This window comes from Kitasatospora sp. NPDC088783, from assembly GCF_044750705.1.
Taxonomy (GTDB): domain Bacteria; phylum Actinomycetota; class Actinomycetes; order Streptomycetales; family Streptomycetaceae; genus Kitasatospora; species Kitasatospora fiedleri.
Map to the genome: position 1 here is coordinate 245,917 of NZ_JBIVKJ010000003.1, position 17,786 is coordinate 263,702.

Sequence of the window (17,786 nt, forward strand, 5' to 3'; positions counted from 1 at the left end):
GCCGCCACAGGAGAGAGTGCGCCTTGACCGTCGCCGCCTCAGTCACCCTGCCGTCCCAGGGATCCGCCGACGCCTTCACCGACCCCGGTGCGGCGCTGCTCCGGCTGCTCACCGACCGCAGCACCGACCTCCCCCAGGTGGACCCCGGCCACGTCGCCGCCGCCGCGCTGCGCGGCCGCCACGCCGGCTCGGACTTCGCCGAGCTGCGCGGGCTGGCCGTGGAGGCCGCCGCGTCGATGATCGCCGAGGACCCGCAGTACTCGAAGCTGGCCGCCCGCCTGCTGGCGCTGGAGATCCGCGACGAGGCCGCCACCCAGGGCGTCACCTCGTTCTCCTCCTCGGTGGCCGTGGGCCACGCCGAGGGCCTGATCGGCGACGCCACCGCCGCGTTCGTGGCCGGGCACGCCGGGCTGTTCGACTCGCTGATCGACGAGGCGGGCGACGACCGCTTCGAGTACTTCGGCCTGCGCACCGTCCAGTCCCGCTACCTGCTGCGCCACCCGATCACCCGCAAGGTGGTCGAGACCCCGCAGCACTTCCTGCTGCGGGTGGCGGCGGGCCTGGCGGTCGGCACCACCGAGGAGTCGGTGCGCGAGGTCGCCGAGCTGTACACCCTGATGAGCCGGCTGGAGTACCTGACCAGCTCGCCGACGCTGTTCAACTCCGGCACCCGGCACCCGCAGATGTCCTCCTGCTACCTGCTGGACTCGCCGCTGGACAACCTGGACTCGATCTACAACCGGTACGCGCAGATCGCCCGGCTCTCCAAGCACGCCGGCGGCATCGGCCTGTCCTACTCGCGGATCCGCTCCCGCGGCTCGCTGATCCGCGGCACCAACGGCAAGTCGAACGGCATCGTGCCGTTCCTGCGCACCCTGGACTCCTCCGTGGCGGCGGTCAACCAGGGCGGCCGGCGCAAGGGCGCGGCCTGCGTGTACCTGGAGACCTGGCACGCCGACATCGAGGAGTTCCTGGAGCTCCGCGACAACACCGGCGAGGAGGCCCGGCGCACCCACAACCTGAACCTGGCGCACTGGATCCCGGACGAGTTCATGCGCCGGGTCAACGCCGACGCCGACTGGTCGCTGTTCTCCCCGGCCGACGTGCCGGAGCTGGTCGACCTGTGGGGCGCCGAGTTCGACGAGGCGTACGTCAAGGCCGAGCTGGCCGGCAAGGCCGTGCGCACCATCCCCGCGCAGACCCTGTACGCCCGGATGATGCGCACCCTGGCGCAGACCGGCAACGGCTGGATGACCTTCAAGGACGCCTCCAACCGGGCCGCCAACCAGACCGCGCTGCCCGGCCGCACGGTGCACTCCTCGAACCTGTGCACCGAGATCCTGGAGGTCACCGACGACTCCGAGACCGCGGTCTGCAACCTCGGCTCGGTCAACCTGGGCGCGCACGTCGCCCCCGGCGCCACCGCCGCCGACCTGCTGAACGCGATGGACTGGGACCGGCTGGACGCCACCGTCCGCACCGCGGTGACCTTCCTCGACCGCGTGATCGACATCAACTTCTACCCGACCACCGAGGCCGGCACCTCCAACTCCCGCTGGCGGCCGGTCGGCCTGGGCGTGATGGGCCTGCAGGACGTCTTCTTCCAGCTGCGGATCGACTTCGACTCCGCCGAGGCCAAGACCCTCTCCACCCTGATCTCCGAGCGCATCATGCTCACCGCGTACGAGCGCTCCGCCGACCTGGCCGAGCGGTTCGGCCGGCACGAGGCGTACGGCGAGACCCGCGCCGCCCGCGGCCAGCTGCACGTCGACCACTTCGGCAGCGCCGACCCGCGGTGGACCGGGCGCTGGGAGGCGCTGCGCGCCCGGATCGCCGAGGTCGGCCTGCGCAACTCGCTGCTGCTGGCGATCGCCCCGACCGCGACCATCGCGTCCATCGCCGGCGTCTACGAGTGCATCGAGCCGCAGGTCTCCAACCTGTTCAAGCGCGAGACGCTGTCCGGCGAGTTCCTCCAGGTCAACCCGTACCTGGTGCGCGAGCTCAAGGAGCTGGGCGTCTGGGACCAGCAGACCCGGGACGCGCTGCGCGACGCCAACGGCTCCATCCAGGAGTTCAACTGGCTGCCGCAGGAGGTCCGTTCGCTGTACCGCACGGCGTGGGAGCTGCCGCAGCGCGCGCTGATCGACCTGGCCGCCGCCCGCCAGCCGTACATCGACCAGAGCCAGTCGCTGAACCTGTTCATGGCCGCGCCGACCATCGGCAAGCTCTCCTCGATGTACTCCTACGCCTGGAAGGTCGGTCTGAAGACCACCTACTACCTGCGCTCGCGCCCGGCGACCCGGATCGCCCAGGCCGCGTCCGGCGCCACCCGCACCGCCGCCCCCGTGCCGGTGCAGACCCCCGCCCTCTCCCAGGCCGAGCAGGACGCCATCGCCTGCTCGCTGGAGAACCCCGAGTCCTGCGAGGCCTGCCAGTGAGCACCGAAGACCAGAAGAAGATGCTGCTCGACCCGGGCTTCGAGCTGACGCTGCGTCCGATGCGCTACCCGTCGTTCTACGACCGCTACCGGGACGCGATCAAGAACACCTGGACCGTGGAGGAGGTGGACCTGCACTCCGACGTCGCCGACCTCGCCAAGCTCTCCGAGGGCGAGCGGCACATGATCGGCCGGCTGGTCGCGTTCTTCGCCACCGGCGACTCGATCGTCGCCAACAACGTGGTGCTGAGCCTCTACAAGCACATCAACTCCCCCGAGGCCCGGCTCTACCTGTCGCGGCAGCTGTTCGAGGAGGCCGTGCACGTCCAGTTCTACCTGACGCTGCTGGACACCTACCTGCCCGACCCGGAGGACCGCAACGCCGCCTTCGCGGCGGTGGAGAACATCCCCTCCATCGCGCAGAAGGCCCAGTTCTGCTTCACGTACATGAACGCGGTCGACCACCTCGACTCGCTGCAGAGCAAGGAGGACCGCCGGGCCTTCCTGCTCAACCTGATCTGCTTCGCGGCCTGCGTCGAGGGCCTGTTCTTCTACGGCGCGTTCGCCTACGTGTACTGGTTCCGCAGCCGCGGCCTGCTGCACGGCCTGGCCACCGGCACCAACTGGGTCTTCCGCGACGAGTCGATGCACATGGACTTCGCGTTCTCGGTGGTCGACACCGTGCGCGAGGAGGAGCCCGACCTCTTCGACGACAAGATGGCCCGGCAGGTCACCGAGATGCTGGAGGAGGCCGTCGAGGCCGAGCTCCAGTTCGCCCGCGACCTGTGCGGCGAGGGCCTGCCCGGCATGAACACCGAGTCGATGCGCGAGTACCTCCAGGCCGTCGCCGACCAGCGCCTGGCCCGCCTCGGCCTGCCGATCCGCTACGGCTCCACCAACCCGTTCGGCTTCATGGAGCTCCAGAACGTCCAGGAGCTCACCAACTTCTTCGAACGCCGGGTCTCCGCCTACCAGGTGGCCGTCGAGGGCTCGGTCTCCTTCGACGACGACTTCTAGGCCGCCCCGCCACCGACGACGGAGGGCCGCACCCCGACGGGGTGCGGCCCTCCGCGCGTGCCCGCCGCGGCGTCAGTCGTTCGGGACGGTGGCGTACTTGGGGGTGCCCTCGGCCATCTGCCGCAGCGCGTCCTTGCGGTCGCGCTTGGAGAGGCGGTCGATGTAGAGGTAGCCGTACAGGTGGTCGGTCTCGTGCTGGAGGCAGCGGGCGAAGAAGCCGGTGCCCTCGACCCGGACCGGGTTGCCGTCCTTGTCCTGGCCGGTGACGGCCGCGTAGTCGGGGCGGGCCAGCTCCTGGTAGGCGGTGGGGACCGACAGGCAGCCCTCCTGGCCGTCGTCCAGCACCCGGCGGCCGGCCGGCAGCTCCTCCAGGACCGGGTTGACCACGTGGCCGACGTGCCGGACGCCCTCGTCGTCGGGGCAGTCGTAGACGAAGACCTTCAGGTCGACGCCGATCTGGTTGGCGGCCAGGCCGACGCCCTCCGCCGCGTACATGGACTGGAACATGTCGTCGATCAGCGCGGAGAGTTCGCCGTCGAAGGCGGTGACGGTCCTGACCTCGCGGTGCAGCACCGGGTTGCCGACCACGGTGATCGGACGGGCGGTGCCCTTCGTCAGGTCGGGCTCCTCGCCCACCACCCGCTGGGGCTCGGTGTCCTCGTGCGCGTGGTCGTGTCCGTGCTCGTGCTCGTGGTCGTGGTGCTCGGCCATCGCTCGGTTCCGCTTTCGTCCGCATCCGCCTGGTGTACCGGTCCAGGGTACGGGGCGCGGTCCGGGGCGGGGTCACCTCCCGGCCCCCCGGGATGCGGCAGGGTCAGCAGACCTCTTCGAGGTCCCGGTAGGCGCGGGTGACGGGGGAGGCGGCGGCCCAGCGCTCCAGCAGGGAGCGGACCAGGCCGGCGGGCGCGGCGATCCCGCACTCGCGCTCGACCTGCCAGGGGCCGCCGGCCGCGCCCTGGCTGAGGTGGCTGAGGTGGCCGGGGTGCAGCGGGTCGCCGTCGTCGTGCGGGTCGTGGTGGGCGGTGTGGCCGTCGTCGATGGCCATCCGGGACTCCGAGCAGGTGCGGCACAGCAGCCGCACCGAGGAGGTCCAGTCCTCGGCGGCGTACCCGGCGTCGGCCACCGTCTTCTCCAGCGCGTCCCGGTCGGCGGCGGTGGCGGCCTGCAGCAGCACCACCCAGGTCGGCACCGGGGACGGCGCCCACAGCTCGATCTCGTCGAAGACCGGGTAGGCGACGCCGTCGGCGACCCGCTCGCCGTGCGGGGCGCCGTCGTGCAGCACCACCTCGCCCCAGCGGCGGCCGGAGGACGGCAGCGGGATGGACAGCACCTCGATCCGGGCCGGGTCCAGCCGCCGGCCCCAGACCACCTCGGACTCGCCGTCCGGGGACAGCCGCACCGGGGTGGTGCCCAGGTCCAGCTCGATCGGCCCGTCCAGCGCGGGCCCGCCGGGCAGCCGCAGCCCGTACGCCTGCCAGGCCCGGCGGGCCAGCGGCCAGTCCTGGAGGGCGGTGGCGGTGATGCCGAGGTTCCACCAGTCCGGGGCGCCGTGCTGGCGGTCGAGCAGGGCGACGGCGCGCAGGCCGGCCGAGCGGGCCTGCTCCCAGTCCCGACGGAACTTGTGCAGCAGGGCCAGGTTGAACCAGGAGTCCGACAGCCACGGCTCCAGGTCCGCCGCCATCACCAGCAGCGCCCCGGCGTCCTCGTAGCGGCCGTCGCCGATCAGGGTGAACGCACGGTCGGTGGTCTGCCGCCAGGTCGCCGACGGACGGTGCCGTGCGCGGTGGAAGATCCTCACGTTGGTCCCTTGCCGTCGGTCGTCACCGGGTCGCCCCGCCTCCGGGTCTTCCCGCCACGACCGCATCCAACCACGCCCGCCCCCGGCCGCGCGCCCCGCGCGGCCATTCAGGCCGCCGGGCGGCAGCGGCGGTCCGGACCGCGGGCGGCGCGGTGGCCGCGGCGGCCCAGCCGGGCCAGCGCGTCCAGCACCACCGGGTCGTAGCCGGGCCCGGCTTCCAGCCGCAGGTGCTCCAGCGGGTCGAGCAGGCCGCCGCGGGGGCGGTCGGCGGCGGCGGTGCGCAGGTCGTCGTGGGCGTTGGCGACCCGGATGATCCGGGAGGCCAGCGGCAGGGTGGGGTCGTGCCGGCCGTCGGCCAGGCGGCACGGGTCGGCCAGCCGGGCGACCTGCTGCCACACCTGCCGGGGCACCCCGGTGCGCTGGATCACCTCGCTGCCGAGCCGGGCGATGCGCTGCTGCTCGCCGTCGGGCAGCAGCGCGGTGGCCCCGCCCGGGACGGGTTCGACCAGCGACAGCTGCCCGATGTCGTGCATCAGCGCGGCGTACTCCAGCAGCGTCAGCTCCCGGCTGCCGAGCCCGAGTTCGCGCCCCAGCGCGCACGCCGTGTCGGCGACCCGGCGGGCGTGCCCCGGGGTGGTGTACCCGGCGATCTCGGTGGCCCGGGCCAGCGTCTCGATGGTCTGCCCGGTGGTGGCCCGCACCGCGACGGCCCGCCGGAACGAGGTCTGGGCGAGGATCAGCGGCAGGCAGAACACCGGCAGCGCCCACAGCCCGGCCTCCCCGGCGAGCAGGCTCAGCAGCAGCCCGGTGGCGACCTGCGCGGAGCCGATGCCGAGCAGCGCGTGCAGCTGGTCCTCCAGCGCGGCGGCGTACCGCAGCCCGGTGCGGGCGGCCTGCTGGGCGGCGGCCAGCACCGCGTCGCCGAGCGCGGCCAGCGCGGCCACGCCCGCCAGCAGCGCCCCGTACGCGGGGCCGGGCAGCCGGTCGGTGAGGCCGGTGTTGTACAGCGGCTGGAACAGCAGCGCGGCGAACGCGACGGTGACCAGCCGGCGGGCGGCGGCGTCCAGCCCGGCGGGCGGGGTGCGCGGCCGGTGCCGGGCGGCGGCCAGCACGGCCTGCCCGCCGAGCTGGGCGCCCAGCCCGAGCAGGGTGCCGGCCGCGGTGACGCCCGCGACCTGCAGCACCCCGTGCGTGGTGGGCAGCCCGTGCAGCGGCCCGAGCAGCGCGTACGCGAGGGCGACGGCGGTGGCGACGGGCGCGGGTTCGCGGTCGCCGGGCAGGGCCGGCCCGGCGCACTGGCCGAGGCCGATCAGCACCGCGAAGGCCAGCGCGACCCGGCCCTGGGCGACGCCGCTGGCCAGCGCGTGCAGCACGGCGGCGGCGGCGAGCGCGGCGGAGGCGGCGAGCAGCAGGTCGGCCGGGGCCGGGCGGCGGGTGGTCACGCCGCTCCCCCGGTCGGCAGGCCGGTGCCGGACTGCTGCGGCAGCCGGGCCGGCTCGGGCACGCCGAGCGGGATGTCCGGCACCTCGCCGTCCCAGCCGCCGGGCGGCGGCGGTTCGGGCTGCCAGCCGTGCTCGGCGACGGCCTCGACCAGCGCCGAGACCATCACCGGGTCGAACTGGCTGCCGGCGCACCGCTCCAGTTCGGCGACCGCCTCCGGGACGGGGCGGCCGCGCCGGTAGGAGCGGGTGGAGGTCATCGAGTCGAAGGCGTCGGCGACCGAGATGATCCGGGCGAACTCGGGGATCCGGTCCCCGGTCAGCCCGTGCGGGTAGCCGCGGCCGTCCATCCGCTCGTGGTGGTGCAGGATGCCGTCGCGGCCCTCGCCGAGGAAGTCCAGCTGCCGCACCAGCTCGTGCCCGAACACCGGGTGCACCTCGACGGCGCGCCGCTCGGCGTCGGTCAGCGGCCCGTTGCGGCGCAGCAGCTCGGTGGCGACGGCGAGCTTGCCGACGTCGTGCAGCGTCCCGGCGAAGTGCAGGGTGCGCACCCGGTCCTCGGCCAGGCCGAGCTGGCGGGCGATCAGCACCGAGGCCCGGCCGACCCGTTCGCTGTGGCCGCGGGTGTAGGAGTCCTTGATCTCCACGGCCTGCACCAGGGCCTGCACGGTGGCCCGGTGCGCGGCCCGCTCGCGGTGGCCCTGCGCGGACAGCCAGGCGGTGATGGTCAGCGGCAGCAGCCCGAGCACGGCGGCGAACGCCCCGTACGGGCCCTGCCAGAGCACCGCGATCATCAGCCCGCCCGCGCCGTGCAGCAGCGCGGCGGGGGCGGCCCGGCGCAGCGCGCGGGCCGCGCCGGGGCCGGCCGAGCCGCAGGTCAGCCGAACCATGCCGGTCACCAGCACGCCGTTGACCAGGCAGAACGTCAGGATCGCGGCCAGCGCGCCGAGCGCGGCCCCGGGGAAGCGGGTGCCGAGCAGCAGCCGGGCCCCGCCGAGCAGCCGGAACACCTCGGCGGCGGCAGCGGCGGCCAGGGCCAGCTGGGCGGCGTTCCACACCCGGCGCAGGCCGCGCGGCGGGACGGCGGGTCCGAGCAGTGCCCCGGGCAGGGCGACCAGGGCGGCGGCGGCGGGCGGCAGCATCAGCACGCCCGCGAACAGCACCGGGAAGAAGCCGCTGCCCCGCGGGTCGGCCGGGGCCTCGTCGGCGGGGCGGCCGCGCAGTCGGCGCCAGAGCCGGGCGCACGGGGTGCGGGCGCCCTGCGCCAGCGACTCCAGGCACAGGTGCAGCAGGGCGAGCAGGCCGATCCGGGGCCAGTCCAGCCCTGGGCCGACGGCGGCCAGCGGCAGCAGCACCGCGAACGCGGCCACCAGGACGGCGGCCAGGTAGCCCGCGGCCGGCCCCGGCAGGGCCGCGGCGCTCCGCTGGCGTTCGCTTCCGCTGGCGATCTCGGCCTCCCCCGCCCGTACCGGGCCCTCCGACGTGAGGACTCGTCAGAGAATAGGGCCCGCCCGCACGGACGTGGCGCACGATCGCGCATCGCCGCAGCCGGAGCAGCGTCGGCTCACCCGATCGAGTGAGCGCTACTCGGCGGTCGCCACCGCCGAGCCGTGCCCGGCCGTCCCGTCGACCGTCACCTCGACGCTCACCGAGGACACCTCGATCACCGAGGTGTCCACCTCTCCCGAGCGCTGGGTGCGGATCGAGTCGATCCGGGCCAGCACCTTGGCCCGCAGGTCGGTCGGGGTGTCGTCGCACCCGCAGGAGCGCTTGATCAGCGCCTTGATCGCCTGCTCCAGGCCGTACTTCTCCAAGCACGGCGAGCACTCGTCGAAGTGCACCCGCAGCTTGGCGCAGTCGCCCTCGGCCATCTCGTTGTCGAGGAACTCGTAGAGGTGGTCGAGCACCTCACCGCACTCGGTCTCGTGCGGATCTCCGCAGCTCATGAGCCCGCGCCCTTCGCTTCCTGCCCTGCACCGGTACCGGCCGGGACCAGCCCCCGCTCGCGGGCGTAGTCCTCCAGCATGCCGCGCAACTGGCGGCGGCCACGGTGCAGTCGGGACATCACCGTACCGATGGGTGTACCCATGATGTCCGCGATCTCCTTGTACGCAAAGCCCTCGACGTCCGCGAGGTACACCGCGATCCGGAATTCCTCCGGGATGGCCTGGAGCGCGTCCTTCACGTCGCTGTCCGGCAGGTGGTCGAGCGCCTGCGCCTCGGCCGACCGCAGGCCGGTCGACATGTGCGACTCGGCGCGCGCCAGCTGCCAGTCCTCGATCTCCTCGGCCGCGGTGCGCTGGGGTTCGCGCTGCTTCTTGCGGTACGAGTTGATGAACGTGTTGGTGAGGATGCGGTACAGCCAGGCCTTGAGGTTGGTGCCCTCGCGGAACTGGTGGAACGACGCGTACGCCTTGGCGAACGCCTCCTGGAGCAGGTCCTCCGCGTCGGCGGGGTTGCGGGTCATCCGCAGCGCCGCCGAGTACATCGGGTCCAGGTAGCCGAGCGCGTCGCGCTCGAAGCGCTCGCGCCTGGCCCCCTCGCTCTCGTTCTCGGACACCCGGAAGGTGTCCTCGCCGATCGCCTCGGCCAGTTCGTCGCCGGTGAGCTGTTCGCCCTCCGGACGGCCCTGGTCGGCGCCGGCAGCGCCCGACACGGCCGCGTCATCGGTCCCGACGACTGGACCCACCTCCTCGGAAACCCGCACACGGCCCACCTCGGGCCGACCCGCAAGCGAGGATATCGGGCTGACCGGCTTCTCGCCCGCGACAACCCACTCCGACCAGTCCGGCAGGAGCGCAGACTGCGCAGCCCGCTCTTCCGGCCGCTCGCGGCACGCGATCGAACCCATGGACGCTGCCTTTCCACCGGGGGCATGTTCTGACGCCTCGTGCAACCCCGTCCGCCACCCGGGCATTCCCGGACGGCACAACTCACTGCCGGAGCCGTGGCCTTGCCGGCCCGCTCCGGCCGCCCCGCGCCGCTCCCCTCCCTTCCCCTCCCCCGGCGGGGCGCGGAACCGCAGCCGCGAAGGGCGCGGCAGGGGGGCGGTATGAGGACGGTCACACCGCCCGCTCCGCCCGCCGGGGGCCCGGAGGCGCCGGGCGGCGGGGTTCAGGGCCGGCGGAGCCAGTCGGCGGCCGTGCGGGTGATCAGTTCCAGGGCCTCGTCCTGGGACAGCGGGGCCTTCTTCGGGGTCTTGAAGGCGTGCGAGGCGTGCGGGACCCCGGTCAGGCGGTGGGTGGCGGGCAGGGCGGGGAACTCGTCCGGGGTGCCGAAGGTGTCGGCGCCGCCCTGGAGGACCAGGGTGGGCAGGCCGGTGGCGAGCAGTTCGTCCGCCCGGCTCCGCTCCGGCTTGCCGGGCGGGTGCAGCGGGAAGGCCAGCGCGAGGACGCCCGCCGCGCCCAGCGCGGCGGAGGTCCGGCAGGCGACCCGGGCGCCGGCGCTGCGGCCGCCCGCGTACACCGGCAGGCCCTCCTCGGCCGCGGCGGCGAACTGCGCGGGCCAGCCCGCGTCGAGCGCGGCCGGGGCGGGGGCGAGCTTGCGGCCGGCCACCCGCCAGGGCTGCTCGGCCAGCACCACGGTGACGCCGGTGGCCGGCAGCGCGGCCGCGAGGGCCCGCAGGTCGGGGGCCTCGACGCCGCCGCCCGCGCCGTGGCCGAGCAGCAGCACGGCGCGCGGGCGGGCGGCGCGGTGGTAGTGGAGCCTGGCGTCCCCGGCGGGGGTGTCGATGATGCGCTGCACGGCCCCGAGCGTACCCATCCGTCCCCCGCCCCTCCTCGTGCGCGGGCCGCTCAGAACAGCGTGGTGCGGTCGTCCTCGGTGCGCGGCCGGGTCAGGCCGGGGTGGTTGTTGCGGATCTTGCCGACCTCGTCGGGGACGGCGTGGATGCGCAGGTCGCCGGGCGGTGGCGGGGTGAGGTCGGCGGTCTCGGCGTGCGGGTCGAGCCAGGCGTCCCAGCGGTCGGGGCCGAGGTGGAGCGGCATCCGCTCGTGGACGGGGGCGAGCAGCGGTTCGGCGGCGGTGGTGACGACGGTGCAGGTGACCAGCCAGGCGTCGGGGTGGTCGCCGGGGCGTTCGCGGTCGCGCCAGAACTCGTACAGCCCGGCCAGGGCGAGCGGCGCGCCGTCGGCGCGGTGCACGAAGTAGGGGCGGCGGGGCGGGCGCGCGAGGTCGTCGGTGGGGGCGGTCTGCCACTCGTAGTAGCCGTCGACGGGTATCAGGCAGCGCCGGGAGGCGTACGCCTGCCGGTAGGCGGGCTTCTCGTGGACGGTCTCCGCCCGGGCGTTGATCATCTTGACCGCGGTGTCGGGGCTGCTCGCCCAGCCGGGCACCAGGCCCCAGCGCAGCGCGTGCAGTTGGCGCACCGGGCGGCCCCGGCCGCGCGGGGCCCGGTCGAGGACGGCGTAGGTCTTCGCGGTGGGGGCGACGTTCCAGCTGGGCGCGATCGTCTCGGTCGGGTCCCACTGCTGGACGCCGAACAGCCGGACCAGTTCGGCGGGGTCGGTGGAGGAGGCGAAGCGTCCGCACATGGCGTCCAGCTTGCCAGAGCGGGCCGGGCGGGCGGGGCCGTCCGGGAGAACCGGCGGCTACCGGGGACCCGTCCTCCCGTGGGAGGCTGCCCGCCCCGGGCAGGGGAAGCGACGGTGATCGGAGGCCGGCGGCGATGGACTTCGCGCGACTGTGGGACCGGGTGACGAACGTGCAGCCGGACCCGCCGCACTGGCTGGTGTGGGGCACGGCGGCGGTGGCGCTGCTGGCGGTGGCGGTGCGCCCGGTGTGGCTGTGGACCCGCACCGTGGTGACGATCGCGCACGAGGGCGGGCACGGGCTGACGGCGCTGCTGACCCGGCGTCGGCTGTCGGGCATCCGGCTGCACTCGGACACCTCGGGGCTGACGGTCTCCTCCGGGCGGCCGACCGGCCCGGGCATGGTGCTGACCGCCGCGGCGGGCTACCCGGCGCCCTCGCTGCTGGGCCTGGGCGGGGCGGCGCTGCTCGCGGCGGGGCGGATCACCGCGCTGCTGTGGATCGGCATCGCGCTGCTGGCGATGATGCTGCTGACGCTGCGCAACCTGTTCGGGGTGGCGGCGGTGCTGGCGACCGGCGGGGCGTTCGTCGCGGTGTCCTGGTACGGGACGGCCGAATGGCAGGGGGCGTTCGCCTACCTGGGGGTGTGGTTCCTGCTGCTGGCGGGGGTGCGTCCGATGCTGGAGCTGTGGGCGACCCGGCGGCGGCGCGGCGGCGCGCCCGGCTCGGACGCCGACCAGTTGGCGCGGCTGACGGGCGTGCCGGGGGCGCTGTGGCTGCTGGCGTTCCTGGCGGTGGCACTGGCCTGCCTGGGGCTCGGAGCGGCCTGGCTGCTGCCCCGGTAGGAGCGCCGCGCCTCATAGACTGGCGCCATGACCGACTCCCTGTGGCCCGCCCCCGTCGCCACCGCCGCCGTGGACGCGGCCGTGACCATCCCCGGCTCGAAGTCCGCGACCAACCGCGCGCTGGTGCTGGCCGCCCTCGCCGACGGCCCGGGCTGGGTGCGCCGCCCGCTGCGCAGCCGCGACTCGCAGCTGATGGCGGACGGCCTGCGGGCGCTGGGCGTGACGGTCGAGGAGACGGTGAACGCGGCGTCCGGCGGCACCGGCGGCGGCGAGGCGTGGCGGGTGATCCCGGCCGAGCGGCTGCGCGGCCCGGCCCGGGTGGACGTGGGCAACGCCGGGACGGTGATGCGCTTCCTGCCGCCGCTGGCCACCCTGGCGGACGGCCCGGTGCACTTCGACGGCGACCCGCGCAGCCACGAGCGCCCGCAGCACGGCGTGATCGACGCGCTGCGCGCGCTGGGCGCCCGGATCGAGGACGGCGGTCGCGGCGGCTTCCCGCTGACCGTGCACGGCGCGGGCGCGCTGGACGGCGGGTCGGTGGAGGTGGACGCCTCGTCCTCCTCGCAGTTCATCTCGGCGCTGCTGCTCTCCGGCGCCCGGTTCAACAACGGCGTGGAGATCCGCAACACCGGCGGGACGGTGCCCTCGCTGCCGCACATCCGGATGACCGTGGACATGATCCGCAAGGCCGGCGGCCAGGTCGACGCGCCGGAGGACGGCGGCGAGAAGGACGTCTGGCGGGTCACCCCGGGCGCGCTGATCGGCCGCGACCTGGTGGTCGAGCCGGACCTGTCGAACGCGGCCCCGTTCTTCGCGGCGGCGCTGGCCACCGGCGGCCGGGTGACCGTCCGGGACTGGCCCCGGCACACCTACCAGCCGGGTGACCAGCTGCGCGAGATCTACACCGCGATGGGCGGGAGCTGCCAGTTCACCGACGACGGGCTGAAGTTCACCGGCACCGGCAAGGTCCACGGGATCGAGGTCGACCTGCACGACGTGGGCGAGCTGACCCCGGTGATCGCCGCGGTGGCGGCGCTGGCCGACTCCGAGTCGCACCTGTACGGCATCTCCCACCTGCGGCTGCACGAGACCGACCGGCTGGCCGCGCTGGCCAAGGAGGTCAACGGGCTGGGCGGCGACGTCTCGGAGACCGAGGACGGCCTGCGGATCCGGCCCCGCCCGCTGCACGGCGGCGTCTTCCACACCTACGAGGACCACCGGCTGGCCACCGCCGCCGCCGTCCTGGGCCTGGCCGTCGAGGGCGTGCTGGTGGAGAACGTGGCGACCACGGCCAAGACGCTGCCGGACTTCCCGCAGATGTGGGCCGACCTCCTCGGCCAGGGCTGACGGGGGATCACGAGCATGCGCCGCTACGGCAAGGACGCCGACGAGGACGACATCCGCAGCCGCCCGGGCCGCCGGGGCTCCCGCCCCCGCACCCGCACCCGGCCCAAGCACGAGGACGCCGCCGAGGCGATGATCCTCACCGTGGACCGGGGCCGGATGACCTGCCTGGTCGACGGCGGCACGAAGGACGAGCGCCTGGTCACCGCCATGAAGGCCCGCGAGCTGGGCCGCAAGGGCGTCGTGGTCGGCGACACCGTCAGCGTGGTCGGCGACCTGTCCGGCGAGCCGGACACGCTGGCCCGGATCGTCCGGGTCGAGGAGCGCAGCTCGGTGCTGCGCCGCACCGCGGACGACGACGACCCGTACGAGCGGATCGTGGTCGCCAACGCCCAGCAGATGGCCATCGTCACCGCGCTGGCCAACCCGGAGCCGCGCCCCCGGCTGATCGACCGCTGCCTGGTCGCCGCGTACGACGCCGGGATGGAGCCGCTGCTGGTGCTCACCAAGTCGGACCTGGCCCCGGCCGACGAGCTGCTGGAGTCGTACGCGCCGCTGGGCATCGACTACGTGGTGACCCGGGCCGACGAGTTGGAGACGGCCGGCGCGGAGGCGGTGCGCGCGCACCTGCGCGGGCGCACCACGGTGTTCATCGGGCACTCCGGCGTCGGCAAGACCACCCTGGTCAACGCGCTCGTCCCGGAGCGGCAGCGCAGCACCGGCCACGTCAACGCGGTCACCGGCCGGGGCCGGCACACCACCGTCTCCGCGCTGGCCCTGCGGCTTCCCCCGCCGCCCGGCGCCAAGCCGGGCTCGAAGAAGGCGCTGGACCCGGGCTGGGTGATCGACACCCCCGGCTTCCGCTCCTTCGGCCTGTCCCACATCGACCCGTCCCGGGTCATCCTCGCCTTCCCCGACCTGGAGCCCGGCACCGCCGACTGCCCGCGCGCCTGCTCGCACGACGAACCGGACTGCGCGCTGGACGCCTGGGTCGCCGGCGGCCACGCCGACCCGGCCCGGCTGTACTCGCTGCGCCGGCTGCTGGCCACCCGCGAGGCGCCGGAGGCGGAGTGAGAATTCCCGGCGATCACGAGTCGCTGGGGCCGCTGCGCTGGGTAACGATAGGAAGGTCACACCTTCCTACCTGACAGGGAGTCAACCCGATGGCATGGGCCATGGTGATCCTCGCCGGTCTGCTGGAAACGGGATTCGCGGTCAACCTCAAGCTCAGCCACGGCTTCACCAGGCTCTGGCCCACCATCAGCTTCGCGCTCTTCGCGCTGGGCTCCTTCGGCCTGCTCACCCTCTCCCTGAAGACGCTCCCGGTCGGCAGCGCCTACGCGGTGTGGACCGGCATCGGCGCGGCCGGCACAGCGGTGTACGGGATGGTCTTCCTCGGGGAGTCCTCCTCCGTCCTCAAACTGGTGTCCATCTCCCTGGTCATCGCGGGCGTGATCGGTCTCCAGCTCAGCGGCTCGGGACACTGAGTCCGCTAGGGTGCCGTGCATGGCCGACTACCACGACGACCTCCGACTCGCCCACGTCCTCGCCGACTCGGCCGACTCGATCACCATGGAGCGGTTCCGGGCGCTCGACCTGAAGATCGAGACCAAGCCCGACCTGACCCCGGTCAGCGACGCCGACAAGGCCGCCGAGGAACTCGTCCGCTCCGTCCTGCAGCGGGCCCGCCCCCGGGACGCGGTGCTGGGCGAGGAGTACGGCCTGCAGGGCTCCGGCCCGCGCCGCTGGGTGATCGACCCGATCGACGGCACCAAGAACTACGTCCGCGGCGTCCCGGTCTGGGCCACCCTGGTGGCCCTGCTGGAGGAGCAGCCCGACGGCGAGCACGTCCCGGTGGTCGGCATCGTCTCCGCCCCCGCGCTCGGCCGCCGCTGGTGGGCCGCCAAGGACCTGGGCGCGTTCGCCGGCCGCAGCCTGGCCAAGGCCCAGCGCATCCACGTCTCCAAGGTCTCCCGCCTCGCCGACGCCTCGCTCTCCTTCTCCTCGCTGAGCGGCTGGGAGGAGCGCGCCCGCCTCGACGCCTTCCTCGACCTCACCCGGATCTGCTGGCGCACCCGCGCCTTCGGCGACTTCTGGTCCTACATGATGGTCGCCGAGGGCGCCGTCGACATCGCCGCCGAACCCGAGCTCTCGCTCTGGGACATGGCCGCCCCCTGCGTCATCGTCCAGGAGGCCGGCGGCCGCTTCACCGGCCTCGACGGCATCGACGGCCCCACCGGCGCGGACGCGGTCGCCACCAACGGCGTCCTCCACGAGGCCGTGCTGCGCTCGCTCAGCGTGTGACCGCCGGGGAGCGCACCGGCAGGGAGCGCACCGGCAGGGGCGCGAGGAACCGCGCGGCCGACCGGGCACGCACCGCCGGACCGCGACGCGGGACAGCGTCCTGCCCTGTCCCGCGACCCCGCCGAGGCCCGCTCCCCCGCTACGCGCTCAGTTCCGCGCTCAGCGCTCCCAGCAGCCGCCCCGCCCGCTCCGCGACCTCGGCCGGCCCGTACTCCGCCGCGCGGCGGCACCAGTTCTCGGCCTGGATCGCCTCGCCGCGCCGCAGCGCGAGCAGCGCCAGCCGCAGCGCGGCGCGGCCGTGGCCGGCGTCCGCGGCGCGGGTGTACCAGAGCATCGCCTCGGCCTCGCTGTCCTGCCGGGCCAGCAGCAGGCCGAGGTTGAACGCGGCGCTGCGGCTGCCGCCCTCGGCGGCGCGCCGGTACCAGCTCTCGGCGATCTGGAGCGCGCCGCGCTCGGCCGCGCGCACGCCCATCCGGACCTGGGCCCGGCGGTGTCCGGCGTCCGCGGCGACCGCGTACCAGTGCTCGGCCTCGGCGTCGGCGTCGCCGCGGCGGTCGAGCAGCGAGGCGAGCCGGAAGGCGCCCTCCGCGGAGCCGCCGTCGGCGGCCTGCCGGTAGCGTTCCAGCGCGCCGGCCAGGTTGCCGCGCTGCTCCTGGGCGACGGCGAGTTGCAGGGCGGCCTCGCCGTGGCCCTCGGCGGCGGCCCGGGCGTACCACTCCTGGGCCTGCCGGGTCTCGCCGCGGCCGGCGTGCAGGACGCCGAGGTTGAAGGCGCCGTCGACGGAGCCGGCCTCGGCGGCCTTGGAGAACCAGGGTTCGGCGCCGGACTCGTCGCCGCGCTGGAGCAGCACGATGGCGAGCGCGTTGCAGGCTTCGCGGTGGCCGGCGTACGCGGCGCGGCGGTACCACTGCTCGGCCTGGGCCTCGCGCCCGGCGCCGGCGCACAGCAGGCCGAGGTTGAAGGCGCCGTTGTGGTCGCCGGCGTCGAGCGCGGCGCGGTACCAGCGTTCGGCGACGGCGTTCTCGCCGCGGCCGGCGTGCAGCGCGCCGAGCGCGTTGGCGGCGGTGCCGTCGCCGGCCTCGGCGGCCTCCTGCCACCATTCGGCGGCGGCGGAGAGGTCGCCGGTGTCGCGGAGCAGGAAGCCGAGGGCGCAGGCGGCGCGGGCCTCGCCGTTCTGGGCGGACTGCCGGTACCAGCGGGCGGCCTCGTCGAGGTCGCCGCGGGCTTCGAGCAGGACGCCCAGGCGCAGCGCGGCGCGGGCGTGGCTGCGGGCGGCGGCGGTGCGGTACCAGGTCTCGGCGGTGTCCTTGTCGCCGGCGGCCTCGCGCATCCGGGCGAGGCGGTAGGCGGCCTCGCGGTGGCCGGAGTCGGCGGCGGCCTTGAACCAACGCTCGGCGCGGACGTCGCGGCGGTGCTCCATCAGGTCGCCGAGGGCGTACGCGCCGAGCGGGTGGCCCTGTTCGGCGGCGAAGTGCAGCCAGTACTCGGCGGCCTCCTCCTCGCCCTGGTCGCGCAGTTGCAGGCCGAGGGCGTGGGCGGCGGGGGCGGAGCCGGCCACCGCGGCCTGGCGCCACCACTGGGCGGCCTCGGTGCGGTGGCCCTGCTGGTGGAGCAGGACGCCGAGGTTGTTGGCGGCGGCGCGCAGTCCGGCCGCGGCGGCGGCGCGCAGGTAGCGCTCGGCGTCGAGCAGGTCGCCGCGGCGCAGCAGGAGGGCGCCGAGCTGGCTGGCGGCGCCCGGGTCGCCGGCGTCGGCGGAGCCGCGGTGGCGGGCCTCGAGGGCGGCCTGTTCGCGGGCGGCGAGGGCGGTCTCGAAGCTGTCGGCGGCGTCGTCGTCGGGGTCGATCAGGTCGCGGACGGAGGCGGCGGCGACCTGGTCGGCGGTCAGGTGGACCAGGCTCTCGGGGCCGTAGCCGGTCACGTCGATGCCGCCCGCGGTGCCGCGCTGGGCGGGCAGGCTGCCGGTGGACTGGTCGGTGGGGCGGGCACCGGTGTCGGTGTCCGCGGTGCTGCCGGCCGCCAGTCGTTCCCCCGTCCCGCTGTTGCCGATGAGCTTCATGCCGACTCCCGCTCCCC

Annotated in this window: 16 protein-coding genes; 7 read left to right on the forward strand and 9 right to left on the reverse strand. The window is 74.9% G+C overall.

Going from position 1 to position 17,786, the window contains the following annotated elements; all coding sequences use genetic code 11:
- Window positions 1-23 precede the first annotated feature (23 nt).
- Window positions 24-2,438, forward strand: coding sequence for a ribonucleoside-diphosphate reductase subunit alpha (locus ACIP60_RS09635; protein ID WP_400681932.1), 2,415 nt, complete (start codon window positions 24-26; stop codon window positions 2,436-2,438).
- 20 nt (window positions 2,439-2,458) lie between these two features.
- Window positions 2,459-3,454, forward strand: coding sequence for a ribonucleotide-diphosphate reductase subunit beta (locus ACIP60_RS09640; RefSeq protein WP_400682653.1), 996 nt, complete (start codon window positions 2,459-2,461; stop codon window positions 3,452-3,454).
- 72 nt (window positions 3,455-3,526) lie between these two features.
- Here ACIP60_RS09640 and def read toward each other — a convergent pair whose 3' ends face one another.
- The 8 genes from def to ACIP60_RS09680 form a co-directional block, all read right to left on the reverse strand.
- The gene (def, locus tag ACIP60_RS09645) at window positions 3,527-4,165 is read right to left on the reverse strand and encodes a peptide deformylase (protein WP_400681934.1); all 639 of its coding nucleotides are present in this window, start codon (window positions 4,163-4,165) and stop codon (window positions 3,527-3,529) included.
- Window positions 4,166-4,268: 103 nt separating this feature from the next.
- Entirely contained in the window at window positions 4,269-5,252 is a 984-nt protein-coding gene (locus tag ACIP60_RS09650; RefSeq protein ID WP_100836420.1) for a hypothetical protein, read from the reverse strand.
- Window positions 5,253-5,359: 107 nt separating this feature from the next.
- Window positions 5,360-6,694 (reverse strand): HD-GYP domain-containing protein, encoded by a 1,335-nt coding sequence (locus ACIP60_RS09655; protein WP_400681937.1) that lies wholly within the window; start codon window positions 6,692-6,694, stop codon window positions 5,360-5,362.
- Window positions 6,691-8,061, reverse strand: a complete 1,371-nt coding sequence (locus ACIP60_RS09660) for an HD-GYP domain-containing protein (protein WP_400681940.1) — start codon at window positions 8,059-8,061, stop codon at window positions 6,691-6,693. Before ACIP60_RS09660 ends, ACIP60_RS09655 begins: the two co-directional genes overlap by 4 nt.
- Window positions 8,062-8,274: 213 nt before the next feature.
- Window positions 8,275-8,637 (reverse strand): mycothiol system anti-sigma-R factor, encoded by a 363-nt coding sequence (gene rsrA / locus ACIP60_RS09665; RefSeq protein ID WP_100836423.1) that lies wholly within the window; start codon window positions 8,635-8,637, stop codon window positions 8,275-8,277.
- Complete coding sequence (locus ACIP60_RS09670; protein ID WP_033212168.1) at window positions 8,634-9,380, reverse strand: sigma-70 family RNA polymerase sigma factor; 747 nt, start codon at window positions 9,378-9,380, stop codon at window positions 8,634-8,636. The genes rsrA and ACIP60_RS09670 overlap by 4 nt, the downstream gene beginning before the upstream one ends.
- Before the next feature lie 425 nt (window positions 9,381-9,805).
- Window positions 9,806-10,453, reverse strand: a complete 648-nt coding sequence (locus tag ACIP60_RS09675; protein ID WP_400681943.1) for an alpha/beta family hydrolase — start codon at window positions 10,451-10,453, stop codon at window positions 9,806-9,808.
- Between the two features lie 32 nt (window positions 10,454-10,485).
- Window positions 10,486-11,223: an SOS response-associated peptidase gene (locus ACIP60_RS09680; RefSeq protein WP_400681945.1), complete on the reverse strand. Its 738-nt coding sequence runs from the start codon at window positions 11,221-11,223 to the stop codon at window positions 10,486-10,488.
- A gap of 134 nt (window positions 11,224-11,357) precedes the next feature.
- Here ACIP60_RS09680 and ACIP60_RS09685 point away from each other — a divergent pair, with 134 nt between their 5' ends.
- From ACIP60_RS09685 to hisN, 5 genes are all read left to right on the forward strand, one after another.
- Entirely contained in the window at window positions 11,358-12,065 is a 708-nt protein-coding gene (locus ACIP60_RS09685) for a M50 family metallopeptidase (RefSeq protein ID WP_400681948.1), read from the forward strand.
- 27 nt (window positions 12,066-12,092) lie between these two features.
- Entirely contained in the window at window positions 12,093-13,412 is a 1,320-nt protein-coding gene (gene aroA, locus ACIP60_RS09690; RefSeq protein WP_400681951.1) for a 3-phosphoshikimate 1-carboxyvinyltransferase, read from the forward strand.
- Window positions 13,413-13,427: 15 nt separating this feature from the next.
- The gene (gene rsgA / locus ACIP60_RS09695; RefSeq protein ID WP_400681954.1) at window positions 13,428-14,483 is read left to right on the forward strand and encodes a ribosome small subunit-dependent GTPase A; all 1,056 of its coding nucleotides are present in this window, start codon (window positions 13,428-13,430) and stop codon (window positions 14,481-14,483) included.
- Window positions 14,484-14,572: 89 nt separating this feature from the next.
- Window positions 14,573-14,896, forward strand: a complete 324-nt coding sequence (locus ACIP60_RS09700; RefSeq protein WP_400681957.1) for a DMT family transporter — start codon at window positions 14,573-14,575, stop codon at window positions 14,894-14,896.
- 19 nt (window positions 14,897-14,915) lie between these two features.
- Window positions 14,916-15,713 carry a histidinol-phosphatase gene (gene hisN / locus ACIP60_RS09705; RefSeq protein WP_100836431.1) on the forward strand — a complete coding sequence of 266 codons (798 nt, stop codon included), beginning with the start codon at window positions 14,916-14,918 and terminating at the stop codon, window positions 15,711-15,713.
- Window positions 15,714-15,852: 139 nt separating this feature from the next.
- Here the strand turns inward: hisN and ACIP60_RS09710 are convergent, their stop codons facing one another.
- Entirely contained in the window at window positions 15,853-17,769 is a 1,917-nt protein-coding gene (locus tag ACIP60_RS09710; protein WP_400681960.1) for a tetratricopeptide repeat protein, read from the reverse strand.
- Between the last annotated feature and the right edge of the window lie 17 nt (window positions 17,770-17,786).